This window comes from Burkholderia territorii (assembly GCF_902833055.1).
In the GTDB taxonomy this organism is placed as follows: Bacteria; Pseudomonadota; Gammaproteobacteria; order Burkholderiales; family Burkholderiaceae; genus Burkholderia; species Burkholderia territorii.
Map to the genome: position 1 here is coordinate 1 of NZ_CADFEJ010000037.1, position 23307 is coordinate 23307.

Annotated in this window: 26 protein-coding genes and 1 rRNA gene; 12 read left to right on the forward strand and 15 right to left on the reverse strand. The window is 64.5% G+C overall.

Translation table 11 applies throughout. The features are described from left to right. The 4 genes from rrf to HW466_RS30370 form a co-directional block, all read left to right on the forward strand. Positions 1-99: ribosomal RNA gene (gene rrf / locus HW466_RS32370) — 5S ribosomal RNA — on the forward strand; the annotation flags it as partial. Between the two features lie 292 nt (positions 100-391). Next, a complete protein-coding gene (gene cueR / locus HW466_RS30360) occupies positions 392-796 on the forward strand; it encodes a Cu(I)-responsive transcriptional regulator (RefSeq protein ID WP_060348957.1) in 405 nt (134 codons plus the stop codon). 215 nt (positions 797-1011) lie between these two features. Continuing rightward, the gene (locus tag HW466_RS30365; RefSeq protein ID WP_081053322.1) at positions 1012-1158 is read left to right on the forward strand and encodes a DUF3563 family protein; all 147 of its coding nucleotides are present in this window, start codon (positions 1012-1014) and stop codon (positions 1156-1158) included. Between the two features lie 114 nt (positions 1159-1272). Next, a complete protein-coding gene (locus HW466_RS30370) occupies positions 1273-1641 on the forward strand; it encodes a hypothetical protein (protein WP_151004385.1) in 369 nt (122 codons plus the stop codon). A 15-nt stretch (positions 1642-1656) separates the two neighbouring features. On the opposite strand, the gene HW466_RS30375 is transcribed toward HW466_RS30370, so the two are convergent. Beyond that, positions 1657-2502, reverse strand: a complete 846-nt coding sequence (locus HW466_RS30375) for a 23S rRNA (adenine(2030)-N(6))-methyltransferase RlmJ (protein ID WP_059450702.1) — start codon at positions 2500-2502, stop codon at positions 1657-1659. A 111-nt stretch (positions 2503-2613) separates the two neighbouring features. After that, on the reverse strand, positions 2614-3585 hold the full coding sequence (locus tag HW466_RS30380; RefSeq protein WP_151004387.1) for a potassium channel beta subunit family protein: 972 nt from the start codon (positions 3583-3585) through the stop codon (positions 2614-2616). Between the two features lie 160 nt (positions 3586-3745). Between HW466_RS30380 and HW466_RS30385 the strand changes: the two genes are divergently transcribed. Then, on the forward strand, positions 3746-4534 hold the full coding sequence (locus tag HW466_RS30385) for a 3-hydroxybutyrate dehydrogenase (RefSeq protein WP_059536022.1): 789 nt from the start codon (positions 3746-3748) through the stop codon (positions 4532-4534). A gap of 141 nt (positions 4535-4675) precedes the next feature. On the opposite strand, the gene HW466_RS30390 is transcribed toward HW466_RS30385, so the two are convergent. Continuing rightward, entirely contained in the window at positions 4676-5875 is a 1200-nt protein-coding gene (locus HW466_RS30390) for an amino acid aminotransferase (protein ID WP_059771380.1), read from the reverse strand. A 250-nt stretch (positions 5876-6125) separates the two neighbouring features. Between HW466_RS30390 and uvrB the strand changes: the two genes are divergently transcribed. From uvrB to HW466_RS30415, 5 genes are all read left to right on the forward strand, one after another. After that, a complete protein-coding gene (uvrB, locus tag HW466_RS30395) occupies positions 6126-8216 on the forward strand; it encodes an excinuclease ABC subunit UvrB (protein ID WP_059771377.1) in 2091 nt (696 codons plus the stop codon). Between the two features lie 219 nt (positions 8217-8435). After that, entirely contained in the window at positions 8436-8987 is a 552-nt protein-coding gene (locus tag HW466_RS30400) for an iron transporter (protein WP_059449465.1), read from the forward strand. Positions 8988-9042: 55 nt separating this feature from the next. After that, on the forward strand, positions 9043-9375 hold the full coding sequence (locus HW466_RS30405; RefSeq protein ID WP_006760846.1) for a cupredoxin domain-containing protein: 333 nt from the start codon (positions 9043-9045) through the stop codon (positions 9373-9375). 58 nt (positions 9376-9433) lie between these two features. Further along, complete coding sequence (locus tag HW466_RS30410; protein WP_059501247.1) at positions 9434-10276, forward strand: FTR1 family iron permease; 843 nt, start codon at positions 9434-9436, stop codon at positions 10274-10276. Continuing rightward, on the forward strand, positions 10273-11670 hold the full coding sequence (locus HW466_RS30415) for a 4Fe-4S binding protein (protein ID WP_059449468.1): 1398 nt from the start codon (positions 10273-10275) through the stop codon (positions 11668-11670). Before HW466_RS30410 ends, HW466_RS30415 begins: the two co-directional genes overlap by 4 nt. A gap of 286 nt (positions 11671-11956) precedes the next feature. Here HW466_RS30415 and hemP read toward each other — a convergent pair whose 3' ends face one another. From hemP to HW466_RS30430, 3 genes are all read right to left on the reverse strand, one after another. Then, complete coding sequence (hemP, locus tag HW466_RS30420; protein ID WP_059449469.1) at positions 11957-12202, reverse strand: hemin uptake protein HemP; 246 nt, start codon at positions 12200-12202, stop codon at positions 11957-11959. A 137-nt stretch (positions 12203-12339) separates the two neighbouring features. Then, positions 12340-12822, reverse strand: a complete 483-nt coding sequence (locus HW466_RS30425; RefSeq protein ID WP_151004389.1) for an SRPBCC family protein — start codon at positions 12820-12822, stop codon at positions 12340-12342. A 99-nt stretch (positions 12823-12921) separates the two neighbouring features. Continuing rightward, complete coding sequence (locus tag HW466_RS30430) at positions 12922-13794, reverse strand: pirin family protein (protein ID WP_151004391.1); 873 nt, start codon at positions 13792-13794, stop codon at positions 12922-12924. A gap of 122 nt (positions 13795-13916) precedes the next feature. On the opposite strand from HW466_RS30430, the gene HW466_RS30435 reads away from it, so the two are divergent. Beyond that, complete coding sequence (locus HW466_RS30435) at positions 13917-14894, forward strand: LysR family transcriptional regulator (RefSeq protein WP_059449472.1); 978 nt, start codon at positions 13917-13919, stop codon at positions 14892-14894. Positions 14895-15286: 392 nt separating this feature from the next. On the opposite strand, the gene HW466_RS30440 is transcribed toward HW466_RS30435, so the two are convergent. From HW466_RS30440 to HW466_RS30480, 9 genes are all read right to left on the reverse strand, one after another. Beyond that, the gene (locus tag HW466_RS30440) at positions 15287-15715 is read right to left on the reverse strand and encodes an ExbD/TolR family protein (protein WP_006754473.1); all 429 of its coding nucleotides are present in this window, start codon (positions 15713-15715) and stop codon (positions 15287-15289) included. Positions 15716-15728: 13 nt separating this feature from the next. Beyond that, positions 15729-16460, reverse strand: coding sequence for a MotA/TolQ/ExbB proton channel family protein (locus tag HW466_RS30445; protein ID WP_151004393.1), 732 nt, complete (start codon positions 16458-16460; stop codon positions 15729-15731). A 34-nt stretch (positions 16461-16494) separates the two neighbouring features. Then, complete coding sequence (locus tag HW466_RS30450; RefSeq protein WP_059805408.1) at positions 16495-17226, reverse strand: energy transducer TonB; 732 nt, start codon at positions 17224-17226, stop codon at positions 16495-16497. A 218-nt stretch (positions 17227-17444) separates the two neighbouring features. Beyond that, positions 17445-17681 (reverse strand): (2Fe-2S)-binding protein, encoded by a 237-nt coding sequence (locus tag HW466_RS30455; RefSeq protein WP_011885486.1) that lies wholly within the window; start codon positions 17679-17681, stop codon positions 17445-17447. A 149-nt stretch (positions 17682-17830) separates the two neighbouring features. Beyond that, on the reverse strand, positions 17831-18694 hold the full coding sequence (murI, locus tag HW466_RS30460; RefSeq protein WP_151005983.1) for a glutamate racemase: 864 nt from the start codon (positions 18692-18694) through the stop codon (positions 17831-17833). 46 nt (positions 18695-18740) lie between these two features. Further along, the gene (bfr, locus tag HW466_RS30465) at positions 18741-19217 is read right to left on the reverse strand and encodes a bacterioferritin (protein ID WP_006482753.1); all 477 of its coding nucleotides are present in this window, start codon (positions 19215-19217) and stop codon (positions 18741-18743) included. A 191-nt stretch (positions 19218-19408) separates the two neighbouring features. Continuing rightward, positions 19409-20932 carry a fumarate hydratase gene (locus HW466_RS30470; protein ID WP_059449476.1) on the reverse strand — a complete coding sequence of 508 codons (1524 nt, stop codon included), beginning with the start codon at positions 20930-20932 and terminating at the stop codon, positions 19409-19411. A gap of 34 nt (positions 20933-20966) precedes the next feature. Further along, the gene (locus HW466_RS30475) at positions 20967-21569 is read right to left on the reverse strand and encodes a TIGR00645 family protein (protein WP_059449477.1); all 603 of its coding nucleotides are present in this window, start codon (positions 21567-21569) and stop codon (positions 20967-20969) included. A 113-nt stretch (positions 21570-21682) separates the two neighbouring features. Then, positions 21683-22600 carry a DMT family transporter gene (locus HW466_RS30480; RefSeq protein ID WP_151005982.1) on the reverse strand — a complete coding sequence of 306 codons (918 nt, stop codon included), beginning with the start codon at positions 22598-22600 and terminating at the stop codon, positions 21683-21685. 315 nt (positions 22601-22915) lie between these two features. On the opposite strand from HW466_RS30480, the gene HW466_RS30485 reads away from it, so the two are divergent. After that, a partial coding sequence (locus HW466_RS30485; protein ID WP_279610395.1) for an acetyl-coenzyme A synthetase N-terminal domain-containing protein occupies positions 22916-23307 on the forward strand: 392 nt, incomplete at its 3' end.

Here is a 23307-nt window from a genome sequence, read left to right on the forward strand (position 1 = left end):
CGAGTCGGTCCCACCCCTTCCCATCCCGAACAGGACCGTGAAACGACTCTACGCCGATGATAGTGCGGATTCCCGTGTGAAAGTAGGTAATCGTCAGGCTCCCCTCAAGCCAGAAACCCCCGCCCGAAAGGCGGGGGTTTTTGCATTTGAGCGGCGCAAACAGGCGAGACGGCAACGAATCGTCCATGTCTTGCACACTGCATGCTGTCTCGAGTCGGCAGACCACGCCGCAATCTATCTCAATAAACTCATTCGAATTGGCATCGATTCCGCCGTCAGCGCTCGCGCCGGAACGAGGCCTCGCGATTTGATACGATCGAAGGGTCGTCGATGGCTGCTTGCCTCGGCGTTCATGTCAGATGCGGTGGTTGATGAAGAGCGAGGGCAGGGAATGAATATCGGCGACGCGTCGCGCGAATCCGGCGTCAGCGCAAAAATGATCCGGTACTACGAACAGGTCGGGCTTCTTGCGCCGAGCAAGCGTAGCGACGCCGGATACCGGATCTACGGACCGGACGAAGTCCACATTCTGCGCTTCATTCGCCAGGCGCGGCGGCTGGGATTTCTCGTCGAGGATATCCGCAAGCTGCTGATGCTGTGGCAGGACCGCTCCCGCGCCAGCGTCGAGGTGAAGTCGATTGCCCTCGAACATGTGGCCGAACTCGACAAGCGCATCGCTGAATTGAGCGACATGCGCAACACGCTCGCCGATCTCGCCGCGCACTGCCATGGTGACGATCGGCCTGAATGCCCGATTTTGGCGCGCTTGGCCGAACCGGTCGATGAACCAGATTAGTGCATGCCCTCTAGGGCGAAAGTGCTCTGCGATTCAATTTGCATAAAAATCAACGGGTTAACGCGGATACTTCATAAACCATTCCAAAACGGAATGGAGTCCATGCAAGCATTTCACTAGCATCTTGGTGCGGCATCGCTATAATTCGGGATAACCCTATACGGGAAATCCCTGAATCTCGATTCGCCAGGGGTCCCCCTTCCTTGGAGAACATCATGATCGCCTACATCGTCGAAAAGCTGAGCAACTGGTTCGAATCCGCAGAACGTGAACGCCGTGAGGCATACCTGGCCTCGTCGTCGGACATCGTCCAGCTCGAGAGCCGCATCCGTTCGCTCGAAACCAACGGCTACTCGCTGTAATCCGAGTCACCGTCAGGTGCCGTGTGGCACCGAACGAAAAGCAAGCCCCGTATTGACGGGGCTTTGTTTTTTTGTGCGGTTGATCTGGCGAAATAGTCCGCGCGGCGCTATGGTATGGGCCTGTTTTTCAACCGGAAGAATACGACCATGCGCTTGCGTCTCGATGTGCGTGCCGTTTTCCGCGCGCGTCTCGTTCTGGGGGCCGTCCTGCTCGCTCACGGCGTGACGGCCGGTGCGGCGACGTCGTCCAAACCGCTGATTCTCGATACGCAACACGGGATTCAGGATGGCAAGGGCGGCCTGGTGTTGCAAACGGCTCCGTTATCGTCCGAGCCGATCGTCGAGCCGGCAGGCATGAGAGCGCCGGTCGGGCAGGGATCGAATTCATCGATCCCGCTGTTTGTCGCGCCGTATATCAATGTGCCGGGCTGGGGCGCGTCGCCGGCCAATCAGCCGCGACCTACGCCGAGACCGCAACCTTAACGTCAGGACGTCCGTTCAGTTCCCGCGATGCTCGATCTGGCACCGGGCGCCGCTGTCCTGTCCTAGGTGTTCGACGAGATAGGGCAGCGCTTCGTTCATGCTCTGCGCGAGCGTGTACGGCGGATTCAGAATGAACATTCCGCTGCCGTAAAGGCCCAGGCCGTCTGCCGGCGGATTCGATACCGTCAGCGTCAGATGCAGCCAGTTGTTCGGCTGCAGGCGCTTCAGCTGTTCCGGAAAACGCTGCGACTCCGCCCTCGCGACCTGCGGATACCAGATCGCATAACAACCGGTCGCGAAACGCTTCAGGCATTCCGTTACGCAGGTCACCGTGCGCGCGTAGTCCTTCTTGTCCTCATAGGACGGATCGATCAGCACGAGTGCACGTCGCGGCGGGGGCGGCAGCAGCGCCTTGATGCCCTCGAAGCCGTCGCCGGCAAAAATCATCGCGCGGCGCCCCGCGTCGCGAAAGTTGTGACGCAGCACGTCGATTTCCGTCGTGTGCATTTCGAACAGGCGCATCCGGTCCTGCTCGCGCATCGATCGCCATGCGAGATACGGGGAGCCCGGGTAGTAGCGCAGCTCGCCATCGTCGTTCAGCGCACGCACCTCGTCGACGTAATCACCGAGCACCTCGGGCAGGTCCTTCTCGTTCCACAGCGGCCCGATCCCGGTGTCGAACTCTCCCGTCTTCGCGGCATAACCGTCGCGCAGCGAATACACGCCGGCGCCGGCGTGCGTGTCGATGTACCAGTACGACTTGTCCTTCTTGTTCAGGTAGCGCAGCAGTTGGACGACGACGGCGTGCTTGAGCACGTCCGCGTGGTTGCCTGCATGAAAACCGTGACGATAACTGAGCATGGCTGGCTGCCTGAAACGAAGGATGAATCGATGAAAACGGACGATCGCGCGTGGCCGGCGGGCCGCGCACCGATGCGGCCGCGTATTGTACGCGAGTGGGCATGAGTCGCCTTACTCATATGCGTCGCCGAGGGCCTCCTCGATACGCTGCTTGACCTCCGGAGTCAGCTTCGGGGCAACGTCGAGCGCGCGCATGTTGTCTTCGATCTGCTCGATCCGCGACGCGCCCGTAATGACAGAACTCACGCACGGATTCGCGAGCACCCATGCGATCGCGAGCTGGGCTGTGCTGCAGCCGAGCTCGGCCGCGATCGCGCCGAGCCGCTCGACCACGTCGTTGCTGGCCGGATCCGTCAGCCGCGCGCGCAACCAGTCGTAGCCCGGCAGTTGCGCGCGGCTGCCCGGCGGTACGCCGTTGCGGTACTTGCCGGTGAGCAGCCCCGATGCCAGCGGGCTCCAGGTCGTCAGGCCGAGGCCGTAGTCGTCATACAGGCGCGCGTATTCCTGCTCGACGCGGGTGCGGTGGAACAGGTTGTACTGCGGCTGCTCGACGACCGGCTTGTGCAGATGGTGCCGCTCGGCAATTTCGTACGCGGCGCGGATCTCGTCGGCGCTCCATTCGGACGTGCCCCAGTACAGCGCCTTGCCGCGTACGATCATGTCGCTCATCGCCCAGACGGTCTCCTCGATCGGCGTGTTCGGATCGGGGCGATGGCAGTACACGAGGTCGACGTAGTCGAGCTGCAGCCGCCGCAGCGAGCCGTCGATCGCATTCAGCAGATATTTCCGGTTCAGCGTGTGGTACTGGTTCGGCGCTTCCGCGAGCCCCCAGAAGAACTTCGTCGACACGAGGTAGCTCACGCGCGGCCAGCCGAGCGACTTGAGCGCCTGGCCCATGATTTCCTCGGATTTACCACCCGCGTAGACCTCGGCGTTGTCGAAGAAATTGACGCCCGCATCGCGGGCCGCCGCAAGGCACTCGCGGGCTACCCGCTGATCGACCTGGTTGCCGTAGGTGACCCACGAGCCGAGCGAAAGCTCACTGATCTGGAGGCCGGAGCGGCCTAGCCGTCGATAGTGCATGAGAATCTCCGCAACTCGGAACCGACCTTTAGCTTAGACGTTTTGCGCGCGAACGGCGGGGCCGATCGTGCACAATAGCGGCTGGCCCGTCCGCATGACCGCAATGAAAGCGGATGCAGCGGGGCGCGCTTTTTCGATCCGATAACGGAAGGAGACGGACATGGCAGCAGATCTGAGCGGCAAGACCGCAGTCGTCACGGGCGCCGCGAGCGGCATCGGCAAGGAAATCGCACTGGAGCTCGCGAAGGCGGGCGCCGCCGTCGCGATCGCCGACCTGAACCAGGACGGCGCAAACGCGGTTGCCGACGAGATCAACAAGGCGGGCGGCAAGGCGATCGGCGTCGCGATGGACGTGACCAGCGAGGAAGCGGTCAACAGCGGTATCGACAAGGTGGCCGAAACGTTCGGCTCGGTCGACATCCTCGTATCGAATGCGGGCATCCAGATCGTCAATCCGATCGAGAACTATTCGTTCTCCGACTGGAAGAAGATGCAGGCGATCCACGTCGACGGCGCGTTCCTGACGACCAAGGCCGCGCTCAAGCACATGTACAAGGACGATCGCGGCGGCGTCGTGATCTACATGGGTTCGGTGCACTCGCACGAAGCGTCGCCGCTGAAGTCGGCGTACGTGACGGCCAAGCACGGGCTGCTCGGCCTCGCGCGCGTGCTGGCGAAGGAAGGCGCGAAGCACAACGTGCGCTCGCACGTCGTGTGTCCGGGCTTCGTGCGCACGCCGCTGGTCGACAAGCAGATTCCGGAGCAGGCGAAGGAGCTCGGGATCAGCGAAGAGGAAGTGGTGAAGAAGGTGATGCTCGGCAACACGGTCGATGGCGTGTTCACGACAGTGCAGGACGTCGCGCAGACGGTGCTGTTCCTGTCGGCGTTCCCGAGCGCCGCGCTCACGGGCCAGTCGGTCGTCGTCAGTCACGGGTGGTTCATGCAGTAACGGTAACGGCCGTCGGTTCGAGCGGCCGCGCCGTTCGTGCTGCAGCCCGCATTTGCCGGCAGTGTAGCGGCATGAAAAAACGCGCTCCGGGGAGCGCGTTTTTTGTTTCGGCACGGCGGGCTGCTGCCCGCCGACGCCGGCTTACTTCAGCACCGCTGCGATCGCATTGGCGACCGCATCGAGGTTGCGCGTGTTCAGCGCGGCAACGCAGATTCGGCCGGTGCCGACCGCGTAGATGCCGAATTCTTCACGCAGGCGATCGACTTGTGCCGAGGTCAGGCCCGAATACGAGAACATCCCGCGCTGCGCATTGATGAAGCTGAAGTCGCGATCGATGCCGCTCGCCTTCAGGCGCTCGACCAGGCCGTTGCGCATCGCGCGGATACGGTCGCGCATTTCGCCGAGTTCCTGCACCCACGAAGCGTGCAGTTCCGGCGACGCAAGCACGGCCGCGACGACGGCGCCGCCATGGGTCGGCGGGTTCGAGTAGTTCGTGCGGATCACGCGCTTCAGTTGCGACAGCACGCGCGTCGCTTCGTCCTTGCTCGACGTGATGATCGACAGCGCGCCGACGCGCTCGCCGTACAGCGAGAACGACTTCGAGAACGACGACGACACGAATGCATTCAGATCGGCAGCGGCAAACAGGCGCACGGCGGCGGCATCGGCCTCGATGTTCTCGCCGAAGCCCTGGTATGCGATGTCGAGGAACGGCACGAGGTTGCGCGCCTTGACGACGTCGACGACCTGCTGCCATTGCGCTTCGGTCAGGTCCACGCCGGTCGGGTTGTGGCAGCACGCGTGCAGCACGACGATCGTACCTGCCGCATAGCCGTTCAGCGCCGACAGCATGCCTTCGAAGTTCACGCCGTTGGTGGCGGCGTCGTAGTACGGATAGGCGACGACTTCGAAGCCGGCCGCCTCGAACAGTGCGCGGTGGTTTTCCCAGCTCGGATCGCTGATCGCGACCTTCACGTTCGGGTTCACGGTGCGCAGGAAATCGGCGCCGATCTTCAGCGCGCCCGTGCCGCCCAGTGCCTGCGCCGTGACCACGCGGCCCGCGGCGATCAGCGGCGAATCGTTGCCGAGCAGCAGCTTCTGCACCGCGGCGTCGTACGCGGCGATCCCGTCGATCGGCAGGTAGCCGCGCGGCAGGCCGGCGTCGACACGCGCCTTTTCCGCGTCGCGAACGGCGCGCAGCAGCGGAATCTTGCCTTCTTCGTTCGTGTACACGCCGACGCCGAGGTTGACCTTGGTCGGGCGCGTATCGGCGTTGAAGGCTTCGTTCAGGCCCAGGATCGGGTCGCGGGGAGCAAGCTGGACAGCGGAGAAGAGCGACATGATGATTCGGCAGTAGTAAAAAGAGGGTCAGGCTTTCAACCGGCGGGCGGGGCGCGGCGAACCGCCCGCCGACGGGCACGGCGCCGGAAAGCGCAGCAGCCTGACATTGTAGCGAATTCACGCTGCCCGGGGCGGTGATCGCGCGGCGAATTGCAATTCGGGAAGGCTGCCGCGCGTCAGGAGCCGTCAGCGGTTCGCAACGCCGCGAAGCGCTAGAATGTTTTTTTTGCTCTCGCTCCGGCCGCACTCCATGTCCGCACATCACGCCGAAGTCGGCGACGCACTCGACGAGTCGAAATTCGTGACCTTCGAGGGGTCGCCGTTCCAGTTGTACCAGCCGTATCCGCCTGCCGGCGACCAGCCGAGCGCGATCGACACGCTCGTCGAAGGCGTCAACGACGGCCTCGCATTCCAGACGCTGCTCGGCGTAACCGGTTCGGGCAAGACCTTCACGATGGCGAACACGATCGCGCGGCTCGGCCGCCCGGCAATCGTGTTCGCGCCGAACAAGACGCTCGCGGCGCAGCTCTACGCGGAATTCCGCGAGTTCTTCCCGCGCAACGCGGTCGAGTACTTCGTGTCGTACTACGACTATTACCAGCCGGAAGCGTACGTGCCGCAGCGCGACCTGTTCATCGAGAAGGATTCGTCGATCAACGAGCACATCGAGCAGATGCGGCTGTCGGCGACGAAGAGCCTGATGGAGCGCCGCGACGTGGTGATCGTCGCGACGGTGTCGGCAATCTACGGTATCGGCAACCCGTCCGAATACCACCAGATGATCCTGACGCTGCGCACCGGCGACAAACTCGGCCAGCGCGACGTGATCGCGCGGCTGATCGCGATGCAGTACTCGCGCAACGAACAGGACTTCCAGCGCGGCACGTTCCGCGTGCGCGGCGACACCATCGACATCTTCCCGGCCGAACACGCGGAGCTGGCCGTGCGCGTCGAGCTGTTCGACGACGAGGTCGAGACGCTTCAGCTGTTCGACCCGCTGACCGGGCGCGTGCGGCAGAAGATTCCGCGCTTCACCGTGTATCCGTCGTCGCACTACGTGACGCCGCGCGACACCGTGATGCGCGCGGTCGAGACGATCAAGGAGGAATTGCGCGAGCGCCTCGAGTTCTTCCATCGCGACGGCAAGCTCGTCGAGGCGCAGCGCCTCGAGCAGCGCACGCGCTTCGATCTCGAGATGCTGCAGGAGCTCGGCTTCTGCAAGGGCATCGAGAACTACTCGCGACACTTCTCGGGCGCCGCGCCGGGCGAGCCGCCGCCGACGCTCGTCGACTACCTGCCGCCCGATGCGCTGATGCTGCTCGACGAATCGCACGTGCTGATCGGCCAGCTGAACGGCATGTACAACGGCGACCGCGCCCGCAAGGAAAACCTCGTCAACTATGGCTTCCGGTTGCCGTCGGCACTGGACAACCGGCCGCTCAAGTTCCCGGAGTTCGAGCGCAAGATGCGCCAGGTGGTGTTCGTGTCGGCGACGCCGGCCGACTACGAGCAGCGCGTGACGGGGCAGATCGCCGAGCAGGTGGTGCGGCCGACCGGGCTCGTCGATCCGGAGATCGAAGTGCGCCCGGCGAGCTCGCAGGTCGACGACGTGCTGACCGAGATCAACGCGCGCGTGAGTGCCGGCGAGCGCGTGCTCATCACCGTGCTGACGAAGCGGATGGCCGAGCAGTTGACCGAGTTTCTGGCCGACCACGGTGTCAAGGTGCGCTACCTGCACAGCGACATCGACACGGTGGAGCGGGTCGAGATCATCCGCGACCTGCGGCTCGGCACGTTCGACGTGCTGGTCGGGATCAACCTGCTGCGCGAAGGCCTCGACATTCCGGAGGTGTCGCTCGTCGCGATTCTCGACGCCGACAAGGAAGGCTTCCTGCGCGCCGAGCGCTCGCTGATCCAGACGATCGGCCGCGCGGCACGCAACGTGAACGGCAAGGCGATTCTCTACGCCGACACGATGACCGAATCGATGAAGCGCGCGATCGGCGAGACCGAGCGGCGCCGCGCGAAACAGATCGCGTACAACGAGAAGATGGGCATCACGCCGCGCGGCGTCGTGAAGCGCATCAAGGACATCATCGACGGCGTCTACAACGCCGACGACGCACGCGCCGAGCTGAAGGAAGCGCAGCAACGCGCGAAGTTCGAGGACATGTCGGAAAAGCAGATCGCGAAAGAGATCAAGCGTCTCGAGAAGCAGATGGCCGACTATGCGAAGAACCTCGAGTTCGAAAAGGCCGCGGCCACGCGCGACCAGCTTGCGCTGCTGCGGGAACGCGTGTTCGGCGCGAACGTGGGCGACCACGTCAACGGCGGCCGGTAAATCTTTCCCAACATCGCTGAAACCTTCCGGTAACACCGTTGTAAGCCTTGTCGTATCAGGGGTTTACACGGTGTCTCGTTTGTTCCGAAGCCGGTTCGGTGCTAAACTCCGCAAGTATTGAGAATAGTTCGCATTAACGTTATTCGTTGCGTTAGTGTTTCCGGCGCGCGGTCCTGGCGGGCGGCGGGCAAGTCACCAGACAAATAACAAGGAGTGTCCATGTTGGGTTCTTCGTTCATCCGCACGTCGGTTGCGGTAGCGGCGGCGCTTGCCGCGATGTCGGCCTCGGCGGCCGAATATCCGATCGGCAAGCAGCAGATCCAGGGCGGCATGGAAATCGGCGCGGTGTACCTGCAGCCGATCACGATGGATCCGGAAGGGATGATGCGCAAGGCGTCGGATTCCGATATCCACCTCGAGGCGGACATCCACGCGGTCAAGAACAACCCGACGGGTTTCGCGGAAGGCGACTGGATGCCGTACCTGCAGGTCACGTACAAGCTGACGAAGCAGGGCGACGCGAAGTGGAAGGCCGAAGGCGACCTGATGGGCATGGTCGCGAGCGACGGCCCGCACTATGGCGACAACGTGAAGCTGGCCGGCCCGGGCAAGTATCACCTGACGATGACCGTCAAGCCGCCGATGCAGTCGGGTCACATGGCGTTCGGCCGTCACGTCGACAAGGAAACGGGCGTGGGCCCGTGGTTCAAACCCATCACCCTCGAATACGACTTCCCGTTCGCCGGCATCGGCAAGAAGGGTGGGTACTGATCGGTGTCATCACGGACGGCGTGCCTCGGCACGCCGTCGGCGTAGAGAACCCAGAATGAAATTTCCCCAGAAAATCGTTGCCGCGGCCGCCGCGCTGTGGCTTGCCGGCGCGGCGCACGCCGCCGACCTGCCGACGTTCAAGCTCGAGATGACGGACGGCAAGCTGAATCCAGCCCGCATCGAAGTGCCGGCCGGCCAGCGCTTCAAGATCGAGATCAGGAATACCGGCAAGGGCGCCGCCGAATTCGAGAGCGTGCAGTTGCGCAAGGAGAAGGTGCTTGCGCCGGGCGCCGATTCGTTCGTGGTCGTCGCCCCGCTGTCGCCGGGCGAATACAAGTTTTTCGACGATTTCCACCAGCAGGCGCAGGGCGTGATCGTCGCGAAGTAATGCGTTTTATCTGCGTGCGGGCGCACGCGTGTCTTGCCCCGCGCGTCAGGAGGATTCAATGGGTCAGATCTTGTTCATCGTATGGCGGGAGAGCGTCGAAGCGCTGCTCGTCGTCGGCATCCTCTATGCATGGCTGAAGAACGGCGACGACGACGCGCGCCGCGGCCTGCCCTTTCTGTGGACGGGCGTGGCAGTCGGCCTGCTGATGGCGATCGGTCTCGGCGCCGCGCTGGTCGGCTTTACCGAAGTGTTGTCCGGCGATGCGCAGGACTATTTCCAGACCGCGATGGTGCTGATCGCGTGCGTGCTGATCGTGCAGATGGTGCTGTGGATGCGCCGGCACGGCCGCACGCTCAAGCGCGACATGGAGCAGTCGCTGCAGCAGAGCACGCGCGACTCGAACTGGTGGGGCGTCGCCGTGCTGGTCGCGCTCGCGATCGCTCGCGAAGGCAGCGAAACGGTGATCTTCCTGTACGGCCTCGGCTTCGGTCAGTCGGGGCATGTGGACGGCAGTCAGATGCTCGCGGTCGTGATCGGCCTGGGCCTCGCGTTCCTGACGTTCTATCTGCTGCAACTCGGCGGCAAGTACTTCTCTTGGCGGCATTTCTTCCGCGTCACCGAAGTGATGCTGCTGTTCCTCGGCGCGGGCCTGTTCCAGACCGGTGTCGACAAGCTGATCGACAAGGAAATCCTGCCGCTCGGCATTTCGCAGGTCTGGGATACGTCGGCGATTCTCGACGACTCCGGCACGTTCGGCTCGCTCGTCGCGACGCTGACGGGCTACCGGGCGCATCCGGCGCTGACCAATCTGATCGCCTATGCGGTGTACTGGGCGGTGGTCTGGCTGCTGATGAAGCGCGCGAGCCGTCGTCCCGCCGTTCCTGCGGGTCGCGCGGCATGAGCGTGGTCGCCGCAGCCAAGCCGGGCTGGCTCGCGCAGGCCGGCCAGTGGATGCAGCGCCACGGCGCAGTGATCCGCGGTATCCAGTGGGCCGTCGTCGCGGTCTATGCGTTCCTGATCATCGTGCCGGCGGTGTTGCCGCTGCCCGACGATTCCGCGCATCTGTGGAGCAACCTCACACTGATCGCGCAGTTCGTGTTCTGGGGCATCTGGTGGCCGTTCGTGCTGCTGTCGATGGTGATGCTCGGCCGCGTCTGGTGCGGCGTGCTGTGTCCGGAGGGCGCGCTGACCGAATTTGCAAGCAAGTTCGGCCGTGGCCGCGCGATTCCGCGGTGGATGCGGTGGGGCGGTTGGCCGTTCGTCGCATTCGGGCTCACGACGATCTACGGGCAGATGGTGAGCGTGTACCAGTACCCGCTCGCGGTGCTGTTCGTGCTCGGCGGCTCGACCGTCGGCGCGATCGTGATCGGCGTCCTTTACGGGCGCGAGAAACGCGTGTGGTGCAAGTACCTGTGCCCGGTCAACGGTGTGTTCGGGCTGCTCGCGCGGCTCGCGCCGATGCGTTACAAGGTCGACGAGGATGCGTGGCGTCGCTCGTACAAGAACGGCGAGCACGGACATCGCGTGATTCCGATCAATTGCGCGCCGCTCGTGCCGTTGCGCAACATGAAGGGCGCCGCCGCATGCCATATGTGCGGCCGTTGCAGCGGGCACCGCGACGCGATCGCGCTGTCGTGGCGCTCGCCATCCGACGAGGTCGTGAGCCTCGGCGCGCAACAGGCAAATCCGTGGGACACGGCGCTGATCCTCTATGGGCTGCTGGGCGTCGCGATCGGTGCGTTCCACTGGACGGTGAGCCCGTGGTTCGTGCAGATCAAGCAATGGCTCGCGGGCTGGCTGATCGATCACGACATCACGTGGCCGCTCGAGACTAATGCACCGTGGTTCCTGCTCACGCACTATCCCGATCGCAACGACGTGTTCTCGTGGCTCGACGGCGGGCTGATCGTCAGCTACATCGTCGGCACGGGGCTCGTGTACGGCACCGCGCTGCTCGTGCTGCTGGCCGGCGCAACGCTGATGCTCGGCCGTTTCGACCGCGTGCGTCTTCATCATCTCGCGCAGGCGCTGATCCCGATCGCGGGAGCCGGCGTGTTCCTCGGGCTGTCGGCGACGACGCTGTCGCTGCTGCGGGCCGAGCACGTGCCGCTCGGCTGGGCGAGCGACGTTCGCATCGCGATTCTGGTCGGCGCGAACGTATGGAGCGGCTGGCTCGCGTGGAAGGTGACGGGGCGCTATGCGGCTTGGCCGCGCCGACTGGCGGCATTCGCGTGGTTCGCGGCTGCCCTGGCAGTGATCGACAGCGCGTGGTGGCTGATGTTCTGGGGATTCTGACGCGGTCTGGGCGGCCTTCCAGCCAGGCTGCGGAACACGCCGAAGCTGCAGCGCCGACAGCCGCGACGTCTTTCTTTTTGCATCCAGACGCCCAATAAAAAAGCGACACGTCGAAGGACGTGTCGCTTTTTTTCTTCCGGGTGCGAGAACCAAAAAAAGTGGCTTGGCTTGCTGCAACGGCTGCTTGAGTGTGTTTGCACGAAGGGGTCTAGATCTCGCGTGCAAGCCGTTACGCTGGCTACTGCCCAACACCTCTCAGGGAGGTGGTCCCCACAATACTCTGTCGTTACTTCGTCAGGATCAGTTTGCCGAGTCGCGTGGCACGCAACTGATACGTCTCTCCGTTGTGCGCGATGCTGATGTGGCTGTGGCCTTGCAGCAGCGCATCGCTGCTGAGGGTCCGGGTGCCGCCATCGCGGGTGTCGGCAGGTTTCGCCGGCGTCGTGACCGCTGCCGTTTTCTGGCGGTTGGCGCTCGCGGTGCCGGTCGTGCGGCGCAAGGTCAGCGTGGTCGGGCGCGTGGTGTCGGTCATTCGGTTGATCGGTGACTGTCGATACGATGGAATGAATTCTAAATGATAACTATTCCCATTTACAAAAACTCTTTATCGATCGTTGTGACAAATCCGATAGTCTGAATCAAAGGGCGGCCCGCAGGCCGCCGCCAGCGTCAGTGGAGCGGGTCGGGGTCCTTGCGGCCCTGTGCGTATTCGCGAATCAGCCGCACCGTGTCGATGTCGGACGTGCGATACGCTTCCTTGACGATGCCGTGCGTCTGGCGCGCTTCCTCGCTGTCGTCCGTGACGGTCAGCGTCGTGCGGTATTCGAAGCGCAGGAACAACTCGTGATCGTCGCGCTCCTCGATCGTCATCGTCAGCGAGCCGCCGATTTCGCCGCTCGCTGCATGGACGTCGTAGCGCACTTGCTGGTTCGGGATGAACGTCACGCGGTCGCGCACGGTTGCATGCCCGTAGTGCAGCTCGCGTTCGAGCGTGGTGTCGGTCCGTTCATGGACGACACAGCTGTCGAGGCCGATCACGAACAGCTGCGGTTGTTCGGCGCGCAGCACGAGGCCTTCCCAGAGTTGGTCGCGGGTGAGGGACGGCACGGCCGGATCGTCGGAGTTGATCTGGATCAGATGTTCGAAGTTCAAGGGGACGAGTTCCTTCTGGTGGCGGGCGGCCACGTGGTTCAAGAAGTTATTGTGACGCAAAACCGGCGGCTTCGCGGCACCTGCGGCCCCGATCGGACGTCACGCGTCGATGCAGCCCATGCGGCCCGTCTGGTAGTCGACGACGGCCTGCCGGATCTCTTCCTCGGTATTCATCACGAACGGGCCATAGCGGACGATCGGCTCGTTGAGCGGCACGCCGCCGATCAGCAGCAGGTCGAGCGGCGTGTCGCCGGCCTCGAACGTCACGGCGTCGCCGTGGTCGCCGTAGACGATCATGCGCCGCGCATCGATTGGCTGCCTGTCGGGCCCGTAGCGGCCGGTTCCGTCGAGCGGGTAGGCGAACACGCGATAACCTGCCGGCACCGGCTGCGTGACCGTTGCGCCCGGCCGCAGCATGAAATGCTGGTAGAGGATCGGCGTGCGCGTTTCGATTGCCGCGCGCACGCCGAACGCTTCGCCGGCGATCACGCGGACCTGTGCGCGGCCGTCGGGCGACGTCGCGCTCGGGATGCGCTCGGCCGGGATCTCCTGGTAGCGTGGTGCGATCAGCTTGTCGCGCCGCGGCAGATTGACCCACAGCTGAAAGCCGTGCGAGCGGCCACCGGCCTGCGCGAATTCGGGATCCGGCATTTCGCTGTGGACGACGCCGGCGCCGGCCGTCATCCACTGCACGTCGCCCGGGCCGAGCGTGCCGGCATGGCCGGTCGAGTCGCGATGGCGAAAGTGCCCGTCGAGCACGTAGGTGACCGTCTCGAAGCCGCGATGCGGGTGGGCGGGCGCACCCTTGGCTTCGCCAGGGGCATAGTCGACGGGACCCATTTCATCGAGCAGCAGGAACGGATCGAAATCCATCAGCAGCCGTGTCGGAAACGGGCGGTGAACCACGAAGCCGCCGCCTTCGGTTGTGCGAAGTGCCGGGTACGTGCGGTCAAGCGAGCGAGCGGTCGTCATGCAGAAGCCCTCGATGTCATCGGAATAGCGTCATTTTTGAAACATAGCGCTATTATATTGGGCGTTTTACGGTCCGATTTGCGGCGGTTCGCAATGGATTGTTCTGAAATTGGAACGATGACATGAACATCGATGCACACAACCTGAACGACCTCATGTACTTTTCGCAGGTCGTCGAACACGGCGGATTTTCGGCTGCGGAACGCGTGCTGGGGATCTCGAAATCGCGTTTGTCGCGGCGGCTGACCGAACTCGAAGCAGCGCTCGGCGTGCGCCTGCTGCAGCGCTCGACGCGCAAGCTCGCGCTGACCGAGGCGGGGGAACTGTTCTACCAGCATTGCCAGGCGATGCTCGCCGAAGCACAGGCGGCGATGAACGCCGTTCAGCAGTTGCGCGCGTCGCCGCGCGGCTCGGTGCGCGTGAGCGTGCCGGTCACGTTGTCGCAGACGATGCTGTCGCGCATCCTCCCCGAATTCCTGCACCGCTATCCCGAGGTGAAGGTGCACATCCGTGTGACGAATCGCGTGATCGACCTCTTCGAGGATTCGATCGACGTGGCGTTGCGCGTGCGTTCGGAGCCGCCGCAGAACGCGAACATCGTCGTGCGGCCGCTGTGGCGCACCGAGCAGATGCTGGTCGGCGCGCCGAGCCTGCTGAACCAGAATGCGCCGCCGCTTGTGCCGGACGATCTGGCGCACTTCGAGACGCTCGATACGCCGAGCGTCGATGGGCGGCACGTGTTCAACCTGATCGCGCCGGACGGCACGCGTCACTTGCACGAGCACGATCCGCGGCTGGTAACGGCCGATCTGATGACGATCCGCGAGGCCGTGCTCGACGGCCTCGGCATCGCGGCGCTGCCCGAAATGATGTATGGCAACGCGCTGCGCGCGGGGCAGTTGTCGCCGGTGATGCCGGGCTGGACCCTTCCGGTGCCGCAACTCTATGCGGTGTTCGTGTCGCGGCAGGGCATGCCGCCCGCGGTGCGCGCGTTCGTCGACTACCTGGTCGAGAAACTCGACCACGGCGAATACAAACAGCCGGGGTGCCCCGAGCGCGCGAAGCAGGAAGCGGCGACGATCGATGCTTCGGGCACCTGAATGCAAGATGCCCGTCGTGGCAAATTTGTTTTGTCATTGAAGCGCGGCCGGCAATCGCAAGTTTCAATCGCGCGGACCTTGAATGCGCACGCGGGCAGGCCTATATTGAAATCCCATTTCGCGAAGGAAGTTCTGAGCGGAATCAGGTGGCCGCATATGTTGCGAGCCAGATAGGGCAGAACGCGCAGTCCGTGCAGACCACGGTAGCCGCATTTGCGTTGCTCGAGGCGCAACCGATACCGCCGAAGAGCCCGCCGCCCGAAGGCGCCCGCGTGCGCATGAAAAAAGGCCTTCATCTGGCGATGAAGGCCTTTTACTTTGGGTGCTACCGGCTAGGCGCGGCCGGCTAGGTGCTACCGGCGAGGCGCGGCCGGTGAGACAACGCGCGTGCGTTACTTCGCCTTCGCAGTCGGCTCCGTCACGAAGCCGAGCTTCGTCAGGCCGCCGGCCTGCGCATCGGACATCACTTCGGCCACACGCTCATACGCGACCTTGCGGTCGGCGCGCAGGTGCAACTCCGGTTGCGGTTGATGCTGTGCCGCCTCGGCGATGTGCGCCTGCAACTGCTCGCGCGTGACCGTCTGGTCGTTCCACAGGATCGTGCCGTTGCCCTGGATCGCGACGTCGACCGTCTGCGGCTTTTCGTCGACGGGCTGGCTGCTTGCGTGCGGCAGGTCGATCTTCACCGCGTGCTGCATCGCCGGAATCGTCACGAGGAAAATGATCAGGAGTACGAGCATGACGTCGACGAGCGGCGTCATGTTGATCTCGCTCATCACGCCATCGTCGTCGTCATCGCTGAAGCCGGTGTTCATTGCCATGGTTCACCCCGTCTCAGCTGGCGCGCGAAGCAAGGCGCAGGCCGTCGCGGGCCGACGACGACGCGAGGCGCGCACCCGTCACGAAGTAGGCGTGCAGGCCGTGCGCGAAGCGGCGCAGCTTGCTGACGACACCCTTGTTCGCACGGGTCAGTGCGTTGTAGCCGAGCACTGCCGGAATCGCGACGAACAACCCGAAGGCCGTCATGATCAGCGACTCGCCGACCGGGCCCGCGACCTGGTCGATCGACGTCTGGCCGGTTGCGCCGATCGCGAGCAGTGCGTGGTAGATGCCCCAGACCGTGCCGAACAGGCCGACGAACGGCGCCGTGCTGCCGATCGACGCCAGAATCGCAAGGCCGGCCTGCATGCGCGAGATGCCTTCGTCCATCGTGTCCTTCAGGCAGCGCGTGACCCAGTCCGACACGTCCATGCGGTCGTGCAGGTGCGGTTGCGTCTGATGGTGGTGATCGGCGGCTTCCTTGCCCGACAGCGCGAGCGCGAGGAACGGGTTGTCGCTCGGCGTCGATGCAGCGAGCCCGAGCTTCTTGATGCCGTCGTCGAAATCGTCCGAATGCCAGAATGCCTGCTCGGCATTCTTCGTGAGACGGTTCAGGCGAACCACGTTCCAGCCCTTGACGATGATCACGATCCACGACAGGATCGACATCACGAGCAGCGTGATCGCGATGGCGCGCGTGACGAAATCACCTTGCGCCCAGACGTGCGCGATACCGTAGCTTTGCATGTTTGTTTCCTTTGAATCTTCCGAATGAGGCAGGTTAATCGTCGAGCGTGAAGTTGAACGGCAGCGTATGGGCGGCGCGAATCGCTTGCCCGTTCTCGAGGTACGGCGGGCAGGTGCTGGCGCGTGTCGCCTCCAGCGCTGCCTCGTCGAGGCGCGGGTAACCGCTGCTCTTTTGCAACTCGACGCTTTCGATCTTCCCCGTCAAGCCGATGACGAAGTGAACATACGCCGTGCCCGTTTCGCCGCGGCGACGCGACATCGACGGATAGGTCGGCTTCACGAAACTGCACTTGAGCGCCGACACGTTCTTCGGCGCGCTGACCTGCATCGTCTCACGGGCCGGGCCGGGCGCGGCCGCCGGCGCAGCGGGGGCGGCCGCGGGCGCAGTGGGCGCGGGTGCCGGATCGGCTGCCGGGGCGGGCGTCGGAGACGGTGATTGTGCGACCGGCTGAGGCGTCGGCTTGACTGCTTTCTGTACCGGTTTCGGTTCGACCTTCGGCTTCACGCGCGGCGTGGGCTTGGGCGGCGCGGGTTGTGCGGCCGATTCGACCGCGACCGGCTGCGCGGGCGGCGCAGGCGCGATGAGCTGCGCGGTGATCGACTGGACTTCGACCGTTTTCGGCGGCGGCGCGTTGCGATGAAGCCACGCGGCCGTCAGCATGATCGCATGTGCGGCAAGCACACCGACCGCGACGGTGATGACCCGGGGATTCATACGTGAGACAGCCGGCAGGACGCCGGCAGGAGCGGATTGCGAAGCCTGCATGTTAGCTTGAAAGTACGACGTCGCACCCGGGGCGCGGCGGGTGAATCGGTGTTACTTGCGGAAGATCAGCAGCGAAATGCACACGGTGGTCACGAATCCGATCAGCAATTCCATAACAGGCTCCTTGGCAGGTAAGCCGCTGGCTCGCGCGAAAGGTGGCTTGCTGACGGACGGACATCAAATGCGGCCGCGGCCGCAACGGGTACGCTCGGTGCCGCTCAGGCGGCCTTGCGGTCGTAGAACGTCACCGGAATCGGATGAGCGTGATGCTCGACGCCGCACCGGCTCGCGCAGACGCCTTGCTCGGCCATCAGGTCGCGCACGGACTCCTCGCACTTGCCGCAGCACGTAGCCACGCCGAGTTCGAACTGGAGCTCGTCGAAAGAGCTCACGCCTTCGGCCAGGGACGCGCGAATCTTGCGATCGGATACAGACTTGCACACGCAGACGATCATGATGAGTTGCGATAGCTAACGTTAATGCGAATTATTATCATTAAATTTGCGGACGTTGACAAGCCTGGGTGCGGCTTTTTTTAAGGCCATCGGACCCTTGAAAGGAGAGGCGCGCGGGAGAGGGCGAACCGGCGGCGTGCCGGCCCGCGTCAGAAGGTCGCGCAGGCGTGCGCGTTCGGCGAGGAAATGGTGACGGATTCGACGGGCACGTCGAGGCCGAGCAGCGACGACGCGAGTGCGCGCAATTGCAGGCCGTCGCTGGTCGAGCAGAAGCGGGGCGGCGCGGCACGTGTGCCGGCGGGCGGGCGCAGGCCGCGTTCGTCGAGCACCCGCGCGAGCTGCCGGGCGATGGCATCGCTCGTGTCGACGATCGTCAGACGGTCGCCGACAAGCTCACGAATCGTTTCCGTGAAGAACGGGTAGTGCGTGCAGCCGAGCACCAGCGTATCGGCGCCTTCGTCGAGCATCGGCTGCAGGTAACGCTCGAGCAGCGCGCGCAACGCGGGCGAGTTCGTGTCGCCGCGCTCGATCGCTTCGACGAGCCCGTGGCCAGGCTGGCAGATGAAGCGCCGGCCGGCGCCGTAGCGGTCGAGCAGCGCCTGGAAGCGCGGGCTGTTCAGCGTCGATTGCGTGGCAAGGACGCCCGCGACACCGGTCGCGGACAGCGCGGCGGCCGGCTTGATGCCCGGCTCGACACCCACGAGCGGGATCGCCAGGCGCTCGCGGATGGCCGCGATCGCCCGCGCCGTTGCGGTGTTGCACGCGATCACGAGCGCTTTCGCGCCTTCGCGGGCGAGCCACTCGCCGATGGCCAGCGTGCGCTCCGTAATGAATGCCTCGTCGCGCGGACCATAAGGCGCATGCTGCGAGTCGGCGACGTAGACGAACGACTCGCCGGGCAGGTGCGCGCGCACGGCGCGCAGCACCGACAGGCCGCCGAGCCCCGAATCGAAGATGCCGACGGGGGCGTCGGGGCGGACCCGGGAAGCGGCTGGCTGGTTCGTCGTCGTCATGCGGAAGGCGAAGTGGCGATCGTGGCGGGCGTGGCTAGCGTGGCGCTTACTCGGGCGAACCCATCATCGTCTGCTGGTAGTTCTGCAGGCCGACCTTGCCGATCAGGTCGATCTGCGTTTCCAGCCAGTCGATGTGCTCCTCGGTGTCGTCGAGGATCTTTTCGAAGATTTCGCGCGACACGTAGTCACGCACCGATTCGCAGTATGCGATCGCTTCCTTGCACGTGGACTGCGAGATCTGCTCGAGCTTCAGGTCGCACTTCAGGATCTCTTCGGTTTCCTCGCCGACCAGCAGCTTGTGCAGGTCCTGCAGGTTCGGCAGGCCGTCGAGCATGAACACGCGCTCGATCAGCCAGTCGGCGTGCTTCATTTCGCCGATGGATTCGTCGTATTCGTGCTTGCCGAGCTTGTCGAGGCCCCAGTGCTTGTACATGCGCGCATGCAGGAAGTACTGGTTGATCGCCGTGAGTTCGTTCTTCAGTTGGGCGTTCAGGTATTCGATGACTTTCTTGTCGCCTTGCATGGCTGTTCCTTGTTCAATGGGGCTTCAGAAACCGAACGATAATCGCTCGAACGAGAAAAGCCAAGCCTCGAAGCCTTGCCGGGCCTGCCTTTCGCGGGTAATGAGAATCAGCGCCGGATAACGGGCCGCGCGCAATAACGAGAATGAGAAGTAAAAAGGCCGGACATCCGTCCGGCCTCCCGTCGCCGTGCTTAAGCGGTTGCGACCGGGATCTTGCCGATCTTCGCCTGCCACTCCTTCGGACCGGTCTGATGCACCGACGTGCCCGACGAATCGACGGCCACCGTCACCGGCATGTCCTGCACGTCGAATTCGTAGATCGCTTCCATGCCGAGGTCTTCGAATGCGAGCACCTTCGCGCCGCGGATCGCCTTCGACACGAGGTAGGCCGCACCGCCGACCGCCATCAGGTACGCCGCCTTGTGCTTCTTGATCGCATCGATCGCGACCGGGCCGCGTTCGGCCTTGCCGACCATCGAGATCAGACCCGTCTGAGCGAGCATCATCTCGGTGAACTTGTCCATCCGCGTGGCCGTCGTCGGGCCTGCCGGGCCGACCACTTCGTCACGCACCGGATCGACCGGGCCGACGTAGTAGATCACGCGGTTCGTGAAGTCGACCGGCAGCTTCTCGCCCTTCGCGAGCATGTCGGCGATGCGCTTGTGCGCCGCGTCGCGGCCCGTGAGCATCTTGCCCGACAGCAGCAGCGTCTGGCCCGGCGTCCAGCTCGCGACTTCTTCCGGCGTCAGCGTGTTCAGGTCGACGCGCTTGCTGGTTTCCGTATTCGGCTCCCACTGGACCTTCGGCCACGCGTCGAGCGACGGCGCCTCGAGCTTCGCGGGGCCCGAGCCGTCGAGCACGAAGTGCGCGTGGCGCGTGGCCGCGCAGTTCGGGATCAGGGCGACCGGCTTCGACGCCGCGTGCGTCGGCGCAGCCATGATCTTCACGTCGAGCACGGTCGCGAGGCCGCCGAGGCCCTGCGCGCCGATACCGAGCGCGTTGACCTTCTCGTGCAGTTCGACGCGCAGTTCCTCGATCCAGTCCTTCGGGCCGCGCGCGATGATTTCCTGGATGTCGATCGGCTCCATCAGCGATTCCTTCGCCATCAGCATCGCCTTTTCGGCCGTGCCGCCGATGCCGATCCCGAGCATGCCCGGCGGGCACCAGCCGGCGCCCATCGTCGGGACCGTCTTCAGCACCCAGTCGACGATCGAGTCGGACGGGTTCAGCATCACGAACTTCGACTTGTTCTCCGAGCCGCCGCCCTTCGCCGCAACCTGCACGTCGACCTTGTCGCCCGGCACGATCTCGTAGTGGATCACGGCCGGCGTGTTGTCCTTCGTGTTCTTGCGGGCGCCTTCCGGCGGATTGACGATCGATGCGCGCAGCACGTTGTCCGGGTGCGTGTAACCGCGGCGCACGCCTTCGTTGATCATGTCGGTGAGACCCATCGTCGCGCCGTCCCAGCGCACGTCCATGCCGACCTTCACGAAGATCGTAACGATGCCGGTGTCCTGGCAGATCGGGCGGCGGCCTTCCGCGCACATGCGGCTGTTCGTGAGGATCTGCGCGATCGCGTCCTTCGCGGCCGGGCTCTCTTCCAGCTCGTACGCGCGGCCGAGGGCCTGGATGTAGTCGAGCGGATGGTAGTAGCTGATGTACTGCAGCGAATCCGCGATGCTCTGGATCAGGTCTTCCTGTTTGATGACGGTCATGGCTGAGACTCTGTGAGGACTGTGGGGAATACGTTTATGCGTTGGCCGCTTCGGCCGATGCGCGGGACACGGCCGGGGCGGGCGCATGCGGCTCGTGGAAATGGGCCGGGTGCGTGTGGGTCGTCAGGCGGTCGACCCACGCCATCACGAGCGCCGACACGAGGAACGACACGTGGATGATCACCTGCCACATGATCGCGTGCGTCGTGTGCTGGTCCGGGTTGATGAAGGTCTTCAGCAGGTGGATCGACGAAATGCTGATCAGCGCCATCGACAGCTTGACCTTCAGCACGCCCGCGTTCACGTGGTCGAGCCACTCGGGCTCGTCGGGATGGCCCTCGATGCCGAGGCGCGACACGAAGGTTTCGTAGCCGCCGACGATCACCATGATCAGCAGGTTCGAGATCATCACGACGTCGATCAGGCCGAGCACCGCGAGCATCACGCTGATCTCGTCGAGGGCGGTCGCGTGCGACAGCAGGTGCCAGACTTCCTTCAGGAACAGGAACACATAGACCGCCTGCGCGACGATCAGGCCCAGATACAGCGGAACCTGGAGCCAGCGGCTCATGAAGATCAGCGCGGGCAGCGGGCGCAGGGGACGACGGGTGGAGCCGGGCGAATGCGGGGCAGACATGGTGGAGAGTCGGCGCTGGGCGCGGGTATCGAGGGTAATCTTGAAAAAGGCGCGCTATTGTAACGCGTCGGCCGGCGCGACTGCAGCGACGCGCCGGGGCTGCCGGGGACGGATCAGGACGCCGTGGCTGCCACGCGCTTCACGCGCAGGCTCGCGAGCACGATGCCGGTGACGACGCAGGCGAGCGCAATGCCGTGCGCGAGAGTGGGACGTTCGCCGAGGAACGCGATGCCGTACGCGGCGGCCGCGACCGGCAGCACCGCGCTGAACACGCCGGCGAGGCTGCCCGGCACGTGCCGGATGCCTTTCATCCACAGCCAGAACGAGAAGATGCTGGCCGACAGCCCGTACCAGATGACGAGCGCCCACGTACCGGCCGGCACGCTCGCGTAATCGAAATGCCACATCGCCGTCGCGCCGAGCGGCAGCATCAGGCACAGGCCGAACAGGTGCGTGTACGCGCAGATGTCGATCGGCGCGAGCGTCTGCGTGAGCCGGCGCGACAGGATCACGTAGATCGATTCGCAGCACACCGCGCCGAGGATCAGCAGGTTGCCGGTCAGCGAGCCGGCCGCTGCGCCGCCGGCGCCGTGCGCGGATGCACTGCCCGCACTGCCGTTGGCGAGGTTGATCGTCACGACGCCGGCGATCGCGAGCGCGATCGACACGAGCGCACGCCCGTTCGGTTTTTCACGCAGGATCAGCCACGCGAACAGCGCGACGATGGCCGGGATCGTGCTCGTGATCACGCCGGCGGCGACCGCGCTCGTGCGCTGCACGCCGTTGAGCATCAGCAGCGTGAACATGAAGGTGCCGAAGAACGCCTGCAGGAACAGGTTCAGCCATTCCGCGCGCCGCACCGCGCGCATCTTCACCGGGCTGAACAGCGGCCACAGCACGGCGATCGCGATCACGAAACGCAGCGTCGCGAGGATGGCGACCGGGACGAAGACGACGATGGACTTGCCGATACCGACGTTGCTGCCGACAAACAGCATCGACAGGATGAGGAAGAGGGCGTAGCGATTCAAGCTGGAATCCGGGAGGCGAGTTCAGTTAGGATTGTAGGGTCGCGGTTGTAACAGCGTAAAGCAGACCGCAAGGCGGCGCCGCCCGGCGTGCGAAACGGCGATGCCGCGTAAGTGACGGGTAAGTTCGAGCGCTTATCGTGGATATCGCCGAGCCGCACGTCCGCCGTCATGTGACGTGGTGCGGCGCAGCATCGCGTGCAGCCTCCGGGCCGCGCGCGGGTGAGTGGGAGACAGCGGCGCGCAAGCGCCGGCCAAGACGCGGCGCGCATGATCGCGCCGCCATGCAGAGGATTCATGTTCACCAAGGGGTAGTCGATGTCTGCGATTGAATCGGTTCTTCACGAAACCCGTCAGTTTGCGCCGCCCGAGGCGCTCGAGAAGGCGGCGACCATTTCCGGCATGCCGGCCTACCGCGCGCTGGCCGCCGAGGCCGAGCAGGATTACGAAGGCTTCTGGGCACGCCTCGCGCGCGAGGGCCTGACCTGGCACAAGCCGTTCACCAGGGTGCTCGACGAGAGCAACGCGCCGTTCTACAAATGGTTCGACGACGGCGAGCTCAACGCGTCGTACAACTGCCTCGACCGTCACGTCGAAGCCGGCAACGGCGAACGCGTCGCGATCATCTTCGAGGCCGACGACGGCACCGTCACCCGCGTCACCTACGCCGATCTGCTCGCGCGCGTGTCGCGCTTCGCGAATGCGCTGAA